A 16051-nucleotide genomic window follows, 5' to 3' on the forward strand; every position below is an offset into this window, starting at 1 on the left:
AACCAGCTGTTTGGTTGTTTTTCCGGTTTGATATTAAACCGCAGTTGTTGCTAAAATTCCGGAAATTGCCTGAACCATTTTAAGGCTAAATGTATGTCTGCCATTAAGCCAACGACCAATTTCATCGGGATTTACATCTATTGTTTGCGCAAGATGCATTTCGCACAATGTATTTTCATTGAAAGCTTCTTTCACTTTTGCCGCCAAATCCAGGTTGAGTGCAGTAAGCTGCTCAATTGCCGGGTTTCCATTCTCTTCAAGCCAGATTGTATAAAAATCGTTGTCTTCCATCATCATTTCACACATTGGGAATCGGTCGATTCCGGTTTTATATTTTGATGCAAAAATAAGAATAGCAGTTGCAAACACAATATTTAATTGAAAAACCCAAAGTACAACACACTCTCCGGTATAACGGTAAAACTATTTATAGAAAAGTAAGTTTAATAAAGTGTACCGGAATTTTTGTATTGATTTTAATGCCAAAAACATGTTGTAGAAATTGACTGCAAATCTGGCTTGGTTTATCTGCTATAAAAAGCCAAAACTTTGGTTTTTTACGGCGTAAACAATCAACATCAAGCAAAAAAAAACGTACAAAGCTGCCCGGCGGCAACATTAAATTACAGAATATTGATATGGAAGAACTAATACAAATTCCTGGTAAAGCATATCCTTTAGGTTCCAATTGGGACGGTGAGGGCACAAATTTTGCCATTTTCTCCGAACATGCAGAAAAAGTTGAACTTTGTTTTTACGATCGCCAGCATCCATTTCATGAAACTGCACGAATTGAAATTATAGAACGTTCACATCAGATTTTTCACTGCTATATACCCGGAATTGGTCCGGGAGATTTATACGGTTTTCGGGTTTATGGCCCTTATGAACCTCTGGAAGGACACCGTTTTAACCCAAATAAATTGGTTCTTGATCCATATGCAAAAGCATTTTGCGGAGATATTGAGTGGAATGATGCGCTGTTTGGATTTGAACTTGGATCGGAGGATGAAGATTTAAGTTTTTCTGAATCAGACAGCGGCCCATATATGCCGAAAGGTGTGGTGATTGATGCGAGCTATGATTGGGAAGACGATCAACCCCCCAGAACACCGTATCAAAAAACGGTTATCTATGAGCTTCACGTTCGTGGTTTTACGATGCGGCACCCGGAAATTCCGGAAGATATCCGTGGAAGTTATGCTGCTTTGGGGCATCCTGTAGCGATAAATTATTTAAAATCTTTAGGTATTACAGCGATTGAACTGATGCCCATTCATCAATTTGTTTCAGATGGACATTTGAAAGATAAAGGCCTCGACAATTACTGGGGATACAATACCATTGGTTTTTTTGCGCCAGAATCCAGATATGCATCTACCGGAACACGCGGCGAGCAAGTCCGCGAGTTTAAAGATATGGTGAAAGCCTTGCATGCCGCAGGGATCGAAGTCATTCTTGATGTGGTATACAACCATACAGCAGAAGGAAATGAGCGCGGGCCAACTTTATCGTTTAAAGGGATTGATAATTTTACCTATTACCGTTTGGTAGATGATCAAAAGCGATATTACATGGATTATACAGGCACCGGAAATACCTTAAATTCCAGAATGCCCAATGTTTTACGTTTCATGATGGATAGCTTACGCTATTGGATAGAGGATATGCACATTGATGGTTTTCGCTTTGACCTCGCTTCTACACTCGCGCGCGAATTGCATGAAGTTGACCGTTTAAGTTCGTTTTTTGATATCATCCACCAAGATCCTGTAATTTCCCAGGTAAAACTTATAGCCGAGCCCTGGGATGTTGGAGAAGGTGGTTATCAAGTGGGGAAATTTCCTCCCGGATGGGCAGAATGGAATGGGATGTATCGCGATTTAATGCGCGATTTTTGGCGCGGCGAACCCGGAAGTTTGGGCGAGTTTGCACAACGCTTTCTGGGTAGCCCGGATTTGTATATGAACGATTATAGAAGACCAACAGCAAGTGTAAATTTTATCACCGCACACGATGGTTTTACACTTAATGATCTGGTGAGCTACAATGATAAACACAATGAAGCCAATGGCGATGACAATACAGACGGCGAATCTGAAAACCGATCCTGGAATTGCGGACACGAAGGCCCTACAGATGACCCTCTAATTCAAAAGCTGCGCAATCGGCAGAAAAGAAATTTTTTGGCCACCTTATTGCTTTCGCAAGGTATTCCAATGATTTCTTCTGGCGATGAAATGGGGAAAACCCAATGGGGAAATAACAATGGCTACTGCCAGGACAATGAACTTTCCTGGATCAATTGGGAAACCCTAGATGCGGCTCTGCTTCATTTTACTTCCAGTCTAATTAAACTCCGGTTAAATCACCCTTCTTTAAGCCGTAAAGAATGGATTTTAGGCAATAAAACAGATACCGATGGATTGTTGGATATTGTTTGGTTTAGGCCCGACGGGAAAAAAATGACGAAAGAAAACTGGCAAACAGATTACGCCCGCTCCTTAGCAATTTACTTGCATGGCGATGGTATTCAAGCGAAAGGCCCAAATGGAGAAGATATTATGGACAATCATTTTTACCTGATTTTTAATGCCCACCACGGCGAAATTACTTTTCAGCTTCCGGAAAAATCGTACTCTGAAAATTGGTTGCTGTTGTTGGATACTATGAAAGAGGATGAGGTAGAGCACAAATTGATTAGAGGCGAGGGGAAAATCAACGTGGGCGGAAGAAGTGTCGTATTGTTTAGGGCAGTATAAACTGCCCTAAATTTTATAATATGCCACGCAAGCCGTTTTGAGGTTGTTTTACGGTGAGGATTTTAATTTCACCTTTAATCTGGCCGACACGGCTAACCGTTTTTCCGGCCATTATTTGTAAGGCTTGCTGCTGAAAGTTCTTTGCAGCATTTGCACCAGACAATTGTACGGCATAAATTTTGGTTTTTGTTCTTTCCAGATTTACTATTGGAAAGTTCTTTTCTGTATCCAGAACACTCGTTTTTTTCATCGCTAAAATCTCCTTTTCTCCCTTATTGGGTGCTATTTCCGATTGTACAACAGATATTTACTCTCCTTGGTTTTACAGAAATGTTTTTTTGTGAAAAAGGTGTTCATTTAATGATTTGTTGATGTTTATGTTTTACTTTTGCCAGCAAACCCAAACAAATTATAACGCTTGATCACATTTAGCTCCTTGCTGAGAAATAATTATCGAACCCTCTTTGCTATCAGCTTTTTGGTTCTGGTTTTCTATTTAAGCAAAGTTCAGAGCTATATGCTTTTCCACACTTTTGTAGAACTCTTTTCTGTTGTTGTTGCTTTTGCCGTTTTTATTGTAACCTGGAATTCCAGGCAAATGCACGATAACCGTTACCTGCAACTGGTTGGTATTTCTTATATTTTCATTGGTGCTTTAGATTTGCTGCATACGCTTACCTACAAGGGAATGAATATTATTCCGGTAGATGGGCATCCGGCAAATCAATTTTGGGTAGCTACACGTTTTTTAGAGACCATTACATTATTGTTCGGTTTTTTCCTTATCAATAAAAGAACACGCCTGCGGCCAGATTGGGTTTTTCTATCTTACTTTGTTGCTTCAGCCTTAATTATACTAAGCATTTTAGTCTGGAAAAATTTTCCGGTCTGTTATATTGATGGTGTTGGACAAACTGCTTTTAAATTGTGGATGGAGTATATTATCATTGCAATTTTACTCCTCGTTGGTTACCTGCTGATCAAAAATAGGAAACATTTTAGTACCACCGTTTTCAGACTTTTATTGCTTTCGCTCGTTTTTACCATTGTTAGCGAGTTTTGTTTCACGCAATATGTGTTCAATTACAGCGCAATGAATGAGCTGGGCCACTATGCAAAACTGGTAGCTTTTTTCTTGATTTACAAAGCAAATGTAGAAACCAGTTTCATCCGGCCTACTGATATTATTTTTAAAAACCTGAAAGATAATGAAAAGAAATACCGCACACTTGCAGAAAATATGCCGGGTTTTATTCTCCGGTTTAACAGTCAGCTAGAATGTATTTATGCAAATGTAAAAGAAGAACGGCAACAGCCTGAAGGACAAACCATTTTGAAATATCAGATTTCTCAAGATAAAAGTCTCGAAGTATTTTTAATGCCACTGGTTCGGCGCGCGCAGCAAACCGAGGCGGTGCAGCAAAGCAATTTTGATTTGGATGGTGCAAACGGAAAAGAATTTTATGTGGTTCAGGTGATACCAGAATACCACAATTCAGATGTGGAAGCCAGTTATCTGGTAATTTGCCAGGATATTACGGCACTAAAACATTCAGAAAATCAATTGCAGGCCCTAAACCAAACAAAAGATAAGTTGTTTTCAATCATTGCCCATGATCTTAAAAATCCATTTACCTCTTTGCTGTCTTTCAGTGAATTGATTCAACGGAATGCCTATAAAATGGACGGTGCAAAGATAGAACATATGGCTGGCCGGATGAATGAATCGGCTAAACAAGCTTTTGCATTGCTGGAAAATTTACTAAACTGGTCTCGGGTACAAACCGGTACATTAAAACCGGTATCGCTGGCAATTGAGGTAGATGATTTGTTTGATGAATCCAGCCGTTTGTTAACCGCTTTGGCACAGTCTAAATCTATTGCTCTTGTTTTTGAACAGAGCGTTGATTTGGTTGTAATAGCCGATCGGCAAATGGCAGCCACAGTTTTGCGCAATCTAATTTCGAACGCAATTAAATTCAGTTATCCGGAAAGCAGAGTATATATTCAAGCAAAGGAACAAGATTGTGTTGTATTGTTTTCCATTACCGATCATGGCATTGGCGTTGCGCCAGAGCATAGTGAAAACCTTTTTGAAATTGGAAATACATTCAGCTCACTCGGCACTGCATCAGAAGAAGGTACAGGGTTGGGATTGGTGCTCTGTAAAGAATTTGTAGAGATGAACGGCGGAGAAATCTGGCTGGAAAGTGAGCTTGGAAAGGGTACAACGTTCTATTTTACCCTTCCCGTTTAATTCATTTTCAGTTCTTTTAACCGACTGATCATGTTCGCAACGCGATCTGCCGAGCTGAGTTCATATCGGTACTCATCTTCTATGCTTCCCATTTTTGTTTCCGCATTGCGATATTCCATTTTACTGGCTACAAAAACTTTTGCAGAAGTATGAAATTCTGTGGCGCCGGTTTGCAAAGCCAGATCGCGGATGTTTTCTTCATTAATGCCTGCACCGGGCATAATGCAGATGCGGCCAGCTGCCTGTTGAATAAGTTTACAGAGCATTTTTGCACCTTTCGGTGCAGAAGGTGCACCGCCAGAAGTGAGTATGCGTACACAACCCAATTGGATAATTTCTTCCAATGCTTTTTCTAAATTGTTGCTCATGTCAAATGCGCGATGAAAAGCCACAGGAAGGGGAGAAGCCAATTGAATTAACTCTTGGCAGCGTGGTATATCTATTGAACCATCTTTCGTTAAAATACCCAATACAACACCATCACATTGCAATGCTTTGCAGTTTTTGATGTCTTCTTTCATCAACTGAAATTCCAGATCTGAATATAAGAAATCGCCGCCCCGCGGCCGGATAATCGGCCAGATTTCTATTGTGAGCCGTTGTTTAGAAAGTGCAATGTGCGCATAACTGGGCGTGGTTCCACCTTCAGCAAGGTTATCGCAAAGTTCTACACGTTTTGCGCCGCCGTTTTGCGCTGCAAGAGCAGATTCAAAGGAATTTCCGCAAACTTCTACCGCAAAAGATTTATTGTTGTTCATTTGGTTTTGAGTATTTAGGGTTGATCGGCCAGACCTAAAACTTTCCAGCCATTGTCAGATTTGAAAACATTTAGTTTTTGTATAGATTTTCCACCATCGGGAAACCAGCAAACTTCGGTGATTATCCAGTGTTGATCGTCTAATTTCTCGCGTTGCGGAAAGGCATTCAAAAGCATGGAAAAATCCGGGAAACCTTGTTCTTCCAGGTTGCTGATAAATGACATTTCCAGCACTTCTGCAAGTTGAGTAAGCGTATCTTCATCCAGTAGCATTTCGCGTTGCGAAAGCATCAGTCTGGCTTCCTCATTAAAATCTTTGCAGGCCAGCGCTGCATCTAAATTTTTGGTGCTGTAGGCATTTTCAAGCGAGAGAATTGCGCCTTCAGGTGTGTTTAAATCGGCTTTGAAGTAATCTACACCTTCATCAATATACATATTCAGACTGCGGTCAAATTCCTCGCGTTCTGTTTCCGGAACCTGATCTCGTAAAACGCGCAATGTGTAACCACCAATTAGCCTACCGTTTTCGATAATCATCCAGTCGGAGATAATTTTACGGTCGACACCTATTTCCTGATCAATTTTTACTGTCGAAACATTTACAGGTTCGTTTCCGACAATACCAAAAAGGTTGCCTTCATCATCAAAAGATGGAGAAGTTAACCAAATGTGTTCGCTTGATTTTTCATCAACAAGATGGATTTTTACCGAAAAGTATTGTTGATGAGGCTGCGGATTTTTAAGACTTCTTTCAAAATAACCGAGGGTCAGTTTTGCTTTTTCAATGCCCCAGTTCATCGCTTCATCTTCACTGGCTACATAAATCATGTCGGGTTCTCCCTTGCGGGCAACCACATTTTTCTTTCCGAAAATTTTAGAGAACAAACCCATAAGGTAGATTTTATTTCTGAGGGCGTTATGTGAATTTCGGCTTTAGTAATAGCTTTTGCCTTTAATTAAGAGATCTTGTTTTTCGGCATTACAAACCGCGTAACTAAAACCTTGCTGAATGGCATATGCACCATATTCTCCTTGTTTATTAATGGCTAAAAAACCAACCTGAATATTTTTTGCAGTTTCTGGTTTTTTCTTAATAATACGCATTACTGCTTCCTTACAGGCATCTTCCGGAGAATATCCCTGGCGCATCAGTTCAACAACAAGGAAAGATCCAACGTTACGTACCACTTCTTCGCCAACACCGGTAGATGTTGCGCCGCCAACTTCATTATCTACGTATAATCCTGCACCAATAATAGGACTATCGCCAACACGGCCATGTAGCTTGTATGCCATTCCGCTGGTTGTGCAGGCACCGGAAATATTTCCTTTTTCATCTATGGCCAGCATGCCGATGGTATCATGATTGTACTGATTGCCTGGTAATTTCTGCGGAGCAGCCTTATCATACAATTGGTTTTCGATATTCATTACCGGCGCATATTTCGCAGTTTTTAACCATTCTTTCCATGCTTTTTCGCTTTCTGGAGTAAGTAAGTTTTCTTTCTTAAATCCTTGTTCCAGTGCAAACTGTAAGGCGCCATCGCCGGCAAGCATAACGTGTGGCGTTTTTTCCATTACTTTTCGCGCAACAGAAATTGGATGTTTAATGTTTTCTATGGCCAGTACTGCGCCGCAATTGCCTAATTCGTCCATAATGCATGCATCAAGCGTTACAATACCATCGCGATCTGGCAATCCGCCGTAACCAACAGATTGATTTTTAATATCTGCTTCCGGAACCCAGACACCCTGTTCAACAGCATCGAGCGCGCGGCCACCCTTAGACAGTACTTTCCACGCATCGGCATTTGCCGCAATACCAAAATCCCACGTAGAAATTACAATTGGGAAATTTTTTACTGCGGATGATTGCGCCGGGATGACTTCTGCGATGCTTTTTTTATCGATAGCCAATAGACCTGCTGAGAGCGCTGATGCTTTGATGAATTTACGTCGGTTAAACATAAGATTGTTGAAGAATAGGAGTTTGGTTTGTTGTTTTTTAAATTTAGGCTAATATAAAAATCATCCTTAATAGAAACAGATTGTTTTGTTCACATTTAACGATTTACCGCGTGTGATTGGCAATATGCCATTAAAACGATGAAAAGGTAAATTTTAATCCAGCATCTCGAAATGATCTGCATCTTTAAGAAAAGGGAATTGCCGCCTAACTTTAACAATTTCTTCATAAGCGATGGTAACGGTATACATGTCCTCATCTTCAGGTTTGTAATAAACCGTGCTTCCGTAAGGGTCCATAACCATAGAATGGCCACCGTGATAAACCTGATTTCCATCATGGCCAACGCGGTTTACACCCACTACATAACTTTGGTTTTCTATTGCCCTCGCCGGAATCAATGTTTTCCAGTGTGCAGATCGTTTATCTGGCCAACTGGCAACCAACAACAGAATGTCGTAGCCTGCATCAACATTGCGCAACCACGCCGGAAAACGAAGGTCATAACAAACGGCAAGCCTGATTTTCCAGCCCTTTAATTCAACAATTAATTGGTCTTTACCCGCGGTGAAGGTTTTATCTTCTTCGCCCATTCCAAAAAGGTGGCGTTTGTCATATTTTTGGAACTGCCCGTCTGGTTGCATCCAGATTAATCTGTTGTAAAAGTGGCCGTCTTCCTTAATAATTAAACTTCCGGTTATAACACAATTGTATTGGATTGCCGTCTTTTGCATCCATTGCATCGTCAAACCGCCCATTTCTTCGGCAAGTTTTTCAGCATTCATGCTGAAACCGCTGTTAAACATTTCCGGAAGAATGATCAGGTCTGTTTTTTCCCTCACACCCATTGATAATCTTAAAGTAAGATTTTGCAGGTTTTTTTCAATATTTTCCCAAAATAGATAGGCCTGGAAAATGGTTATTTTCAGGTTTTCGATTTTAGTATATAAAGGTGCATCCATGATTTTTTTTAATTTGGGGATGTTTAAACTTTAGTTAATTTTTCTGCAGCCAAAGCCAGCGTGCGTTCTTCTTTTGCGAAACAAAACCGAATAATTTTGTGATCGGTACCTTGTTGATAAAATGCGGAAACCGGTATTGCTGCTACGCCAAATTCTGTAATTAACCTTGCACAGAAATCTGTGTCTTTCTCATCGCTGAAATGCGCATAACTTGCACATTGGAAATAGGAGCCGTGACAAGGTAGTAGCTCAAAACGGCTCGAGGCAAGTAAACTGCGGAAATAATCTCGCTTTTTCTGGAAAAAACTACCCAGCTGCATATAATGTTCTGGGTTTTGTAGATATAGGCCAATGGCTTGTTGCATTGGACTATTAACGCTGAAAACGTTAAATTGGTGTACTTTTCTAAACTCTCTGGTGAGTTGTTCTGGCGCAATACAATAGCCAACTTTCCAACCGGTTGCGTGCAACAATTTTCCAAAAGATGCTACAATAAAACTGCGTTCTTTTAGTTCGGGGTGCAAGATAATACTTTGGTGTTGTTGATTGTCGTATACCAGGTGTTCGTACACTTCGTCACTCAGTATTAGTATATCTGTGCCTAAAACAAGCTTATTGAGGGATTCCATATCTGCGGCCGAGAGAATAGTCCCCGTTGGGTTTTGTGGCGAATTTAGAATGATCATCTTCGTTTTAGAAGTAAACAATTTTTTCACCATGTCCCAATCAATTTCGTAATGAGGTGGGGCAAGCTCATACGTTTTTACAATCCCACCAAGCAAACGTATCGTTGGTGCATAACAATCATAAGCAGGTTCAAAAATTATGACTTCATCGCCAATGTTGATGATTGCCGTAAGTGCCGTAAAAATTGCCTGTGTGGCGCCCGCGGTAACGGTAATTTCGGTATCTGGGTTGTAATGAACGCCGTAAAGTTTTTCTACTTTTTGGGCAATTACTTCTCTTAGTAAAGTATTTCCGGCCATTGGCGCATATTGATTATGGCCTTGTTTTACGGCAGTATCTACCAGATCCAGCAACGCCGGATCGCAGGGATAATCTGGGAATCCTTGAGATAAATTAATCGCCTGATGTTTTGCCGCTAGCGTAGACATCACGGTAAAAATGGTCGTACTTACGCCCGGAAGTTTCGATTGTATATTCAGCATCTATAAGCGAAAATAGGCAAAAGAAATTTAAAACGTAAAGCGGAAGCGTATTGGTTTTAGCACATATCAATTCTCATAAATGTTTTCTGCCACATAGATAAGCAAAAAACAGCTTTGGTATTTTTTGTAAATGTCTACTAAATTCCTTGTGACTTTAGTGTCCACCACCAGCAGCAGCCGAGTCAGCTTTAAATTCAGTTTGTATGAATTTCCGTCCAATTAACCAGCACAAAAGTGCACAGCTCGCTGCACCGGTCATTATCAAAGGCATTGGAACAACAGAGTGTTCAGAAAAAAGGCTTACCAATACAGAAGATAGTGCGCCAAGTCCCATTTGACACGCGCCCATTAATGCAGAAGCAATGCCTGCATTTTTGGTAAAAGGTGCTAAGGAAAGTGCCGCTGCATTTGGATTAATAAAACCTAAACAACATAAAAAAGATGCTATAAAAGCGATAGTAGAATATAAGGACAACCAATCGTTATACGCAAAAATCAAAAAAAGAACGCTAAACAAAACCTGTAATGGTAAAGCTACACCAATAATTTGTTTACTTGTAAACCATCTTAACATTAAAGTATTTAATTGACTCGATCCGATAAAAAATACCGATAGTATAGCGAATATCCAACCATAACCCGTTTTACTTACCGAATAAATTTTCATAAAAACGGTTGGCGATGAAGATACATATGCAAATAAGCCAGAAAATGTGATTGCACTTACTAACGCATAAGTCGTAAATTGAGGTTCTCTTAAAACTGTAGCAAAGCTATTTAGAATGGGTTGCGGTTTTAATGAATAAGACGGATCTGGTATGTAACTTTCTGGTAGTTTGAAGAAAGAAGCCAATAACATTAGGAAAGCCATAAACGCCAGAAAAACAAAAACGGAAGTCCACCCAAATGCTGCAATAAGGTAACCACCTGCGGTTGGAGCCAGCATTGGTGAAACCGCGATAACCAGCATAAGCGAGGCAAATACTTTCGGACTTTCTTCTACAGTAAATAAATCGCGTACCATAGCTACAGAAGCAACTGCAGTGGCACAACTTCCAATGGCCTGAATGAAACGTAAGATTACAAGTTGGTCAATATCCTTTACCAGCAAACATCCCAAAGAGGCTAAAATATAAAGTACTAAACCAAAATACAAAGGTCTCTTTCTTCCGAATTTATCAAGCAATGGTCCGTAAAGCAATTGTCCGGCAGAAATACCGATGAAAAAGCTGGATAGTGACAAAGAAACGGCAGATTCTGTTGTTTTTAGATCGTTTGCGATATCCAGAAAACCTGGTAAATACATATCGATAGAAAATGGACCGAGTGCGGCTAAAGAACCTAAAATTAAAATCAGGTAGAAATTTTTTCTCTTACTCATAAATGTTTTGCGGAGCACAAAGATTGGGAGATTTAAGTTCTAAACCTATTTTTAAGGTCTGATGTTTGTAAAAAATCTTTTAACAGATGCAATAAATTAAAATTGGCGTTTTTAGACAATGGATTTTTTAAAAGCCGCACGTATATTTAAACTTTTAATGTCGATTTCAATAATATGTCCATGACCTTCAAAACAAAAGAAAGCCGTCTGCTACTTGTTCTTGGTAGTTTTTTTGTTGCCAACGCAATTTTATCCGAGTTTATCGGTGTAAAACTATTCAGTGTAGAAGAAACATTGGGGATGAAAAAGTTCGATATTAATTTATTTGGTGTACCCAATTTGTCTTTTAATATGTCTGCAGGTATTATCACCTGGCCAATTATCTTCATCATGACAGACATTATCAATGAATATTTTGGTGTTAAACAAGTACGTTTTCTATCCTTACTTACTGCAACGCTTATCGGCTATGCTTTTTTTGTTGTTTGGGGAAGTATGCATTTAAGTGCTTCTGATTTTTGGGTGCATCAAGAAATTAATGGCGAAGACCTGAACATGAATAATGCTTTCTCCGGAATCTTCGGCCAGGGCATGTGGATTATCGTTGGCTCTATTACCGCGTTTATCCTCGGACAAATGATAGATGTAATGGTGTTTCATCAAATTAAAAAGCTCACCGGCGATCGTGCGTTGTGGTTACGTGCCACCGGATCTACTCTTGTTTCTCAGTTTATAGACAGTTTTGTCGTTATTTTTATCGCTTTTTATCTCAATCCGCAATACCATTACAGTTGGCAAATGGTTGCCGCCATTGGATTGGTGGGATATACATACAAGTTTATCGTCGCTATTTTAATGACGCCTTTACTTTACCTCGTTCATGGGATTATTGATCGTTATTTGGGAAGAGATCTGGCGCATAAAATGATTGCAATGGCGACTAAAGAATAAGCTTGTTTTAGGTTTTACAGCTTGTTCAATAATGGATAGGTTTCAATTCAGAGCTTCAGTGCTTTTCTCTCGTTTGTTAAACGATATAAACAATTTTTGTTTTTATCGTTTTAAGTTTAGTTTTGTACAACTAACTAAATAATCTTATGAGCAATGTATCTGATCCGAATCCGGCGAAAAGGGGCGATAGGATGGTAGATGACCATAAAGACCTGAATGATCCAAACAGATCCAAAACGAAACACAAGTTCGAAGGCTGGCCTTTATTGTGGATTTTATTAACCATTTTTTTAATCGGACTCATCCTCTGGTATTCAGGAGCAGCTCCAATCATCTACGATTGGCTAAAAACTTAACAGAACGCCAAACAGCGTTTACACCAAAAAAAAGCAGCCTTTCAGCTGCTTTTTTAGTTTATTCGGGGATGAGAATATTTTTTGCGTTAAATAGGTGTCTTCGAGTAAAAGTTTAATTAAAACTTCTCGTCGTCGCTCGGAACCTGCTCTGCCGTAAAATAACAATAAGTCATTAATGCGAAAGAAATAATCAGGAAAGAAGCTGCAAATACTAGTAGTGTGCTCATGTCGGTTAAATATTTGGTATATGTAATGATAATATTAATTTTTTGTAAATCGTAGTGTCCAAACGATTTTAAGCACAAAAAATTACCAACATTTACGTTGTTATTGAGCTGATTTACAGTGTTAAAAATTTAATGACACAAATATGACTTTTTAAGGCAAACAATTTATCGATTTCTGAATGTTGAAATGTCACAGATTCTTATAGAAAGTACAACGGAACAAAGACGATGGATTTTGTTTTTTTATACCAACTGCACCTGAAACTAAAGGTACAGCTGGTACTAAAATATTAAAGCGTTGATTTTATTACCCCGCAATTGGCCATATTTTTTGGAAAATATGGATTTTGAATGGTTTCAACTGTGCTGATCCAGGTATCGCCAGTCATTGGGCATTGCTGCTGGTACAGTTTTTCTCCCTCAGGTTTTACCTGATCCATAATCAGCATGAACTTTGCAGATAGCTGCGAAAATTTTTTCCTTTGCAAGTTGATGTTTTTGGTTGCAGCAATTTCTTTTGCCAACATAACCAGCTCTTTTCTGGCATTTGTATGCGCGTTCATGTCATCTAAAGTTAGCTTCTTAAATTTAAAAGCAGCTAGATTTTCGGCATAATGGTTTGCAGCTTTAACTGCTTTTAGGGAGTCTGATGCAAACAGATTGTCTTTCAGTAAAATATAGTCTTGTACGATGCCTTTTTTCAATGTATCGCGCTTTGCTACGTCATATTGTGCAGAACTGGTTAAAGCAGAAACAAGCAGAAGACTTAAAAAAATGATTTTAAGATTTTTCATATACAGTATAATTAAGATTTAACTTTAGCTGCCCGCGTTGCAATACCATTAATTTCTTTAAGCATATCGCGCAGGTGCGTTTGGTTTTTTGGATTCGCCGCCAATAATGCATTTACTTTCGCACGCAAATGTTTTAGGTGATCCATTGCCAACAATCGTACATCACTCCGTTGGAAATTGTTCATTTGTTTGCCATCGGCAATATCTTTAGGATTGATGAGGATATTTAGTTTTTCTACATAAGCGCGTTGTAAAGCGCGGCGGTAACTGTCTCTAAGCGGTTTACCGGAGAAATTTTTCCAAACGGCTCTTTCCAGATCCGTCAGAAATTCTGAAACCGGGTAGGGATTTTTTGAAACCAAAGCTTTTTGGTTGAGGTTAAATAATATGCCCGGACTTAAAACGATATTCAGAATTTGATTTTGCTGATCCATAATGGCTGCCGTAGGATTTGCATCAATTTTTTCGGTGATAGCTGTAGGATACATCCATAAAGGTGCTTCAAAAAGTTGTCTGTCCAGATAATTTACGGCCCGTTTTACTTTATCTCTGGGGATTTCTGTATACACATTTCCGGGCTCATCCGCACTGCGTTGTGTAATGTATTGATTGCCGATATTGGTCATTACATGATAAAGATAACGACTGTATTGTCCCACAACGGCTTTATGCAATTCTTTAAGGTTGTCATATAAATCACCTTCTTCATAGGTCCATTTAAGCAGATTAGGCACTACACGTTTCAGGTTTTTGATTCCATAATCACTCGCCAACATAGAATCATCGCCCAGATCTTCCGCCTGACTTCTTGGATCTCCATTTTTACCTTCGCCACCAAACCATAGTTTTGGGTTGGTTTTTAAACTGTCTATAATCAGTTTATTGAGTATTTTCTGGTCGTCAAAAGCATCTTTAGTCTGGGTAAAATCGCGATATCCCCATTGTATCGCCCATTTATCATACGCACCAATACGGGCATAAACTCCAGCAGGAGATATGTGATCTTCGGGTTGTGCCACATAATTGAAACGGGCATAATCCATAATTGAAACGGTATGGCCATTGGCTTCTACCCATTTTTTATCGCGTAATTTTGCCACCGGTGTTTGGCTGCTGGCACCCATATTGTGGCGTAAACCTATGGTATGGCCAATCTCATGCGAAGAAACGAAACGAATCAATTGTCCCATGAGTTCATCATCAAATTCCATCTTACGCGCTCTTGGATCTAATGGTCCGGCTTGTATCATGTACCAGTTGTGTACCAGTTTCATCACATTGTGAAACCAGCCTACATGGCTTTCAATAATTTCTCCGCTTCGCGGATCGCTGATGCGCGGCCCGTATGCATTTGGCGTTTCTGATGCATAATACCGGATTACGGAATATCTTGCATCTTCTAAACTCATGGTGGTATCGGCTTCTGGCCATTCTTTCGCCACAATAGCATTTTTGAAACCCGCTTGCTCAAAAGCCACTTGCCAGTCGTTTACTCCGGCAATCAGATACGGCCGCCATTTTTTCGGTGTTGCCGGATCGATGTAGTACACAATTTGTTTTTTAGGTTCTACCAACTCACCGCGATTGTATTTCTCTACATCTTCGGTTTTTGGTTCCAGACGATAGCGTTGTATGTAAAACAAATTTTTAATTCTTTGCTGGTTGTCATCAAATAATGTGTATTTATTGGCGAAATAACCTACGCGCTCATCAAAGAAACGCTTACGCATAGGCTCTTTTGGCAATAAAACCATCGATGTATTCAGATCGAATGTGATAAAACCCGTTTGTGCGCCGGCACTGATTGAAGCTGCAGATGTACTGTAGGTTTTCGTGGTTTTAATCTCAATGTTGATTGGATAGGTATTTATTTTGTTGATGAAAGATCTGTCGTCTGCCAGTCCGCCAAGTTTTTTATCCGTTTTCTCTGAAGCGGGAAAGGATACAATTGCGCTTTCTTTTCTAAAAAAATCCGTTACATCAATCACCGTATTTCCTGTTGATGGATTGGTAGATTTAATATCGAATGCAGCAACAATCGGGTTCACCTGCGAGGTTTCTACCGCTTTAAAAATTGCCTGAGTTTCATTATTCACATCCTGGCGGTAAATCACTGCACGCATGAGTAACTTTTTATCCTGGCCTTTCTCAAAGTACACGGTTTGCTCATTTAATTTTTCGCCACCAAATGAACCTGCGCCCTGCGGCGTAGCTACATAACGTGTTACCACTAAAATGTATCGTTTCATCAGGCTGTCTGGTATTTCAAAATACCATTTGCCTTCGGCGTTTCTAACATCAAACAATCCATTTCTGGCGTATGCACCTTTTGGGATAAGTTTTTCGTAACTGGTAATTTTTTTTACCGGAATAGAATCTTTTTTGGATTCATCCTTTTTCTGCGCATAGCTCCAAATGGACCATGCGCAAAGGATAATGCTTAAAGCATATTTCATTGTGTGTTGTGTT

The 16051-nt window shown here is 39.6% G+C and carries 14 protein-coding genes; 4 read left to right on the top strand and 10 right to left on the bottom strand.

Features of this window, described 5'->3' with window-relative positions; genetic code table 11:
* Positions 1–33: 33 nt before the first annotated feature.
* On the bottom strand, positions 34–369 hold the full coding sequence (locus tag ACJVDH_RS06535; RefSeq protein WP_443946756.1) for a hypothetical protein: 336 nt from the start codon (positions 367–369) through the stop codon (positions 34–36).
* 269 nt (positions 370–638) lie between these two features.
* Between ACJVDH_RS06535 and glgX the strand changes: the two genes are divergently transcribed.
* Complete coding sequence (glgX, locus tag ACJVDH_RS06540) at positions 639–2762, top strand: glycogen debranching protein GlgX (RefSeq protein ID WP_443946757.1); 2124 nt, start codon at positions 639–641, stop codon at positions 2760–2762.
* A 13-nt stretch (positions 2763–2775) separates the two neighbouring features.
* Here glgX and ACJVDH_RS06545 read toward each other — a convergent pair whose 3' ends face one another.
* Positions 2776–3012, bottom strand: a complete 237-nt coding sequence (locus tag ACJVDH_RS06545) for a hypothetical protein (protein WP_443946758.1) — start codon at positions 3010–3012, stop codon at positions 2776–2778.
* Between the two features lie 186 nt (positions 3013–3198).
* On the opposite strand from ACJVDH_RS06545, the gene ACJVDH_RS06550 reads away from it, so the two are divergent.
* On the top strand, positions 3199–5019 hold the full coding sequence (locus ACJVDH_RS06550) for an MASE3 domain-containing protein (RefSeq protein WP_443947608.1): 1821 nt from the start codon (positions 3199–3201) through the stop codon (positions 5017–5019).
* Here ACJVDH_RS06550 and ACJVDH_RS06555 read toward each other — a convergent pair.
* From ACJVDH_RS06555 to ACJVDH_RS06580, 6 genes are all read right to left on the bottom strand, one after another.
* Complete coding sequence (locus ACJVDH_RS06555; protein ID WP_443946759.1) at positions 5016–5777, bottom strand: copper homeostasis protein CutC; 762 nt, start codon at positions 5775–5777, stop codon at positions 5016–5018. The two genes, ACJVDH_RS06550 and ACJVDH_RS06555, sit on opposite strands and share 4 nt — an antisense overlap.
* Positions 5778–5791: 14 nt before the next feature.
* Positions 5792–6667, bottom strand: coding sequence for a YegJ family protein (locus ACJVDH_RS06560; RefSeq protein ID WP_443946760.1), 876 nt, complete (start codon positions 6665–6667; stop codon positions 5792–5794).
* A gap of 42 nt (positions 6668–6709) precedes the next feature.
* Positions 6710–7744 (bottom strand): N(4)-(beta-N-acetylglucosaminyl)-L-asparaginase, encoded by a 1035-nt coding sequence (locus tag ACJVDH_RS06565; RefSeq protein ID WP_443946761.1) that lies wholly within the window; start codon positions 7742–7744, stop codon positions 6710–6712.
* Positions 7745–7897: 153 nt separating this feature from the next.
* The gene (locus ACJVDH_RS06570; protein WP_443946762.1) at positions 7898–8704 is read right to left on the bottom strand and encodes a nitrilase family protein; all 807 of its coding nucleotides are present in this window, start codon (positions 8702–8704) and stop codon (positions 7898–7900) included.
* 23 nt (positions 8705–8727) lie between these two features.
* Positions 8728–9873, bottom strand: a complete 1146-nt coding sequence (locus ACJVDH_RS06575) for a methionine aminotransferase (protein WP_443946763.1) — start codon at positions 9871–9873, stop codon at positions 8728–8730.
* A gap of 154 nt (positions 9874–10027) precedes the next feature.
* Positions 10028–11254: a multidrug effflux MFS transporter gene (locus ACJVDH_RS06580; RefSeq protein WP_443946764.1), complete on the bottom strand. Its 1227-nt coding sequence runs from the start codon at positions 11252–11254 to the stop codon at positions 10028–10030.
* Between the two features lie 180 nt (positions 11255–11434).
* Here ACJVDH_RS06580 and ACJVDH_RS06585 point away from each other — a divergent pair, with 180 nt between their 5' ends.
* Both ACJVDH_RS06585 and ACJVDH_RS06590 read left to right on the top strand, forming a co-directional pair.
* A complete protein-coding gene (locus ACJVDH_RS06585) occupies positions 11435–12205 on the top strand; it encodes a queuosine precursor transporter (protein WP_443946765.1) in 771 nt (256 codons plus the stop codon).
* A gap of 146 nt (positions 12206–12351) precedes the next feature.
* Positions 12352–12561 (top strand): hypothetical protein, encoded by a 210-nt coding sequence (locus ACJVDH_RS06590; protein WP_443946766.1) that lies wholly within the window; start codon positions 12352–12354, stop codon positions 12559–12561.
* 517 nt (positions 12562–13078) lie between these two features.
* Here ACJVDH_RS06590 and ACJVDH_RS06595 read toward each other — a convergent pair.
* On the bottom strand, positions 13079–13582 hold the full coding sequence (locus ACJVDH_RS06595) for a DUF3347 domain-containing protein (RefSeq protein WP_443946767.1): 504 nt from the start codon (positions 13580–13582) through the stop codon (positions 13079–13081).
* An 11-nt stretch (positions 13583–13593) separates the two neighbouring features.
* On the bottom strand, positions 13594–16038 hold the full coding sequence (locus ACJVDH_RS06600; protein ID WP_443946768.1) for a zinc-dependent metalloprotease: 2445 nt from the start codon (positions 16036–16038) through the stop codon (positions 13594–13596).
* Positions 16039–16051 lie beyond the last annotated feature (13 nt).

The organism is Pedobacter terrestris, assembly GCF_052343045.1.
Lineage (GTDB): Bacteria > Bacteroidota > Bacteroidia > Sphingobacteriales > Sphingobacteriaceae > Pedobacter.

Bases quoted from the DNA above. Each gene is read 5' to 3' on its own strand.
- glgX (WP_443946757.1), top strand. From the start codon at position 639: ATGGAAGAACTAATACAAATTCCTGGTAAAGCATATCCTTTAGGTTCC.
- ACJVDH_RS06545 (WP_443946758.1), bottom strand. From the start codon at position 3,012: ATGAAAAAAACGAGTGTTCTGGATACAGAAAAGAACTTTCCAATAGTA.
- ACJVDH_RS06555 (WP_443946759.1), bottom strand. From the start codon at position 5,777: ATGAACAACAATAAATCTTTTGCGGTAGAAGTTTGCGGAAATTCCTTT.
- ACJVDH_RS06560 (WP_443946760.1), bottom strand. From the start codon at position 6,667: ATGGGTTTGTTCTCTAAAATTTTCGGAAAGAAAAATGTGGTTGCCCGC.
- ACJVDH_RS06565 (WP_443946761.1), bottom strand. From the start codon at position 7,744: ATGTTTAACCGACGTAAATTCATCAAAGCATCAGCGCTCTCAGCAGGT.
- ACJVDH_RS06570 (WP_443946762.1), bottom strand. From the start codon at position 8,704: ATGGATGCACCTTTATATACTAAAATCGAAAACCTGAAAATAACCATT.
- ACJVDH_RS06575 (WP_443946763.1), bottom strand. From the start codon at position 9,873: ATGCTGAATATACAATCGAAACTTCCGGGCGTAAGTACGACCATTTTT.
- ACJVDH_RS06580 (WP_443946764.1), bottom strand. From the start codon at position 11,254: ATGAGTAAGAGAAAAAATTTCTACCTGATTTTAATTTTAGGTTCTTTA.
- ACJVDH_RS06585 (WP_443946765.1), top strand. From the start codon at position 11,435: ATGACCTTCAAAACAAAAGAAAGCCGTCTGCTACTTGTTCTTGGTAGT.
- ACJVDH_RS06590 (WP_443946766.1), top strand. From the start codon at position 12,352: ATGAGCAATGTATCTGATCCGAATCCGGCGAAAAGGGGCGATAGGATG.
- ACJVDH_RS06595 (WP_443946767.1), bottom strand. From the start codon at position 13,582: ATGAAAAATCTTAAAATCATTTTTTTAAGTCTTCTGCTTGTTTCTGCT.
- ACJVDH_RS06600 (WP_443946768.1), bottom strand. From the start codon at position 16,038: ATGAAATATGCTTTAAGCATTATCCTTTGCGCATGGTCCATTTGGAGC.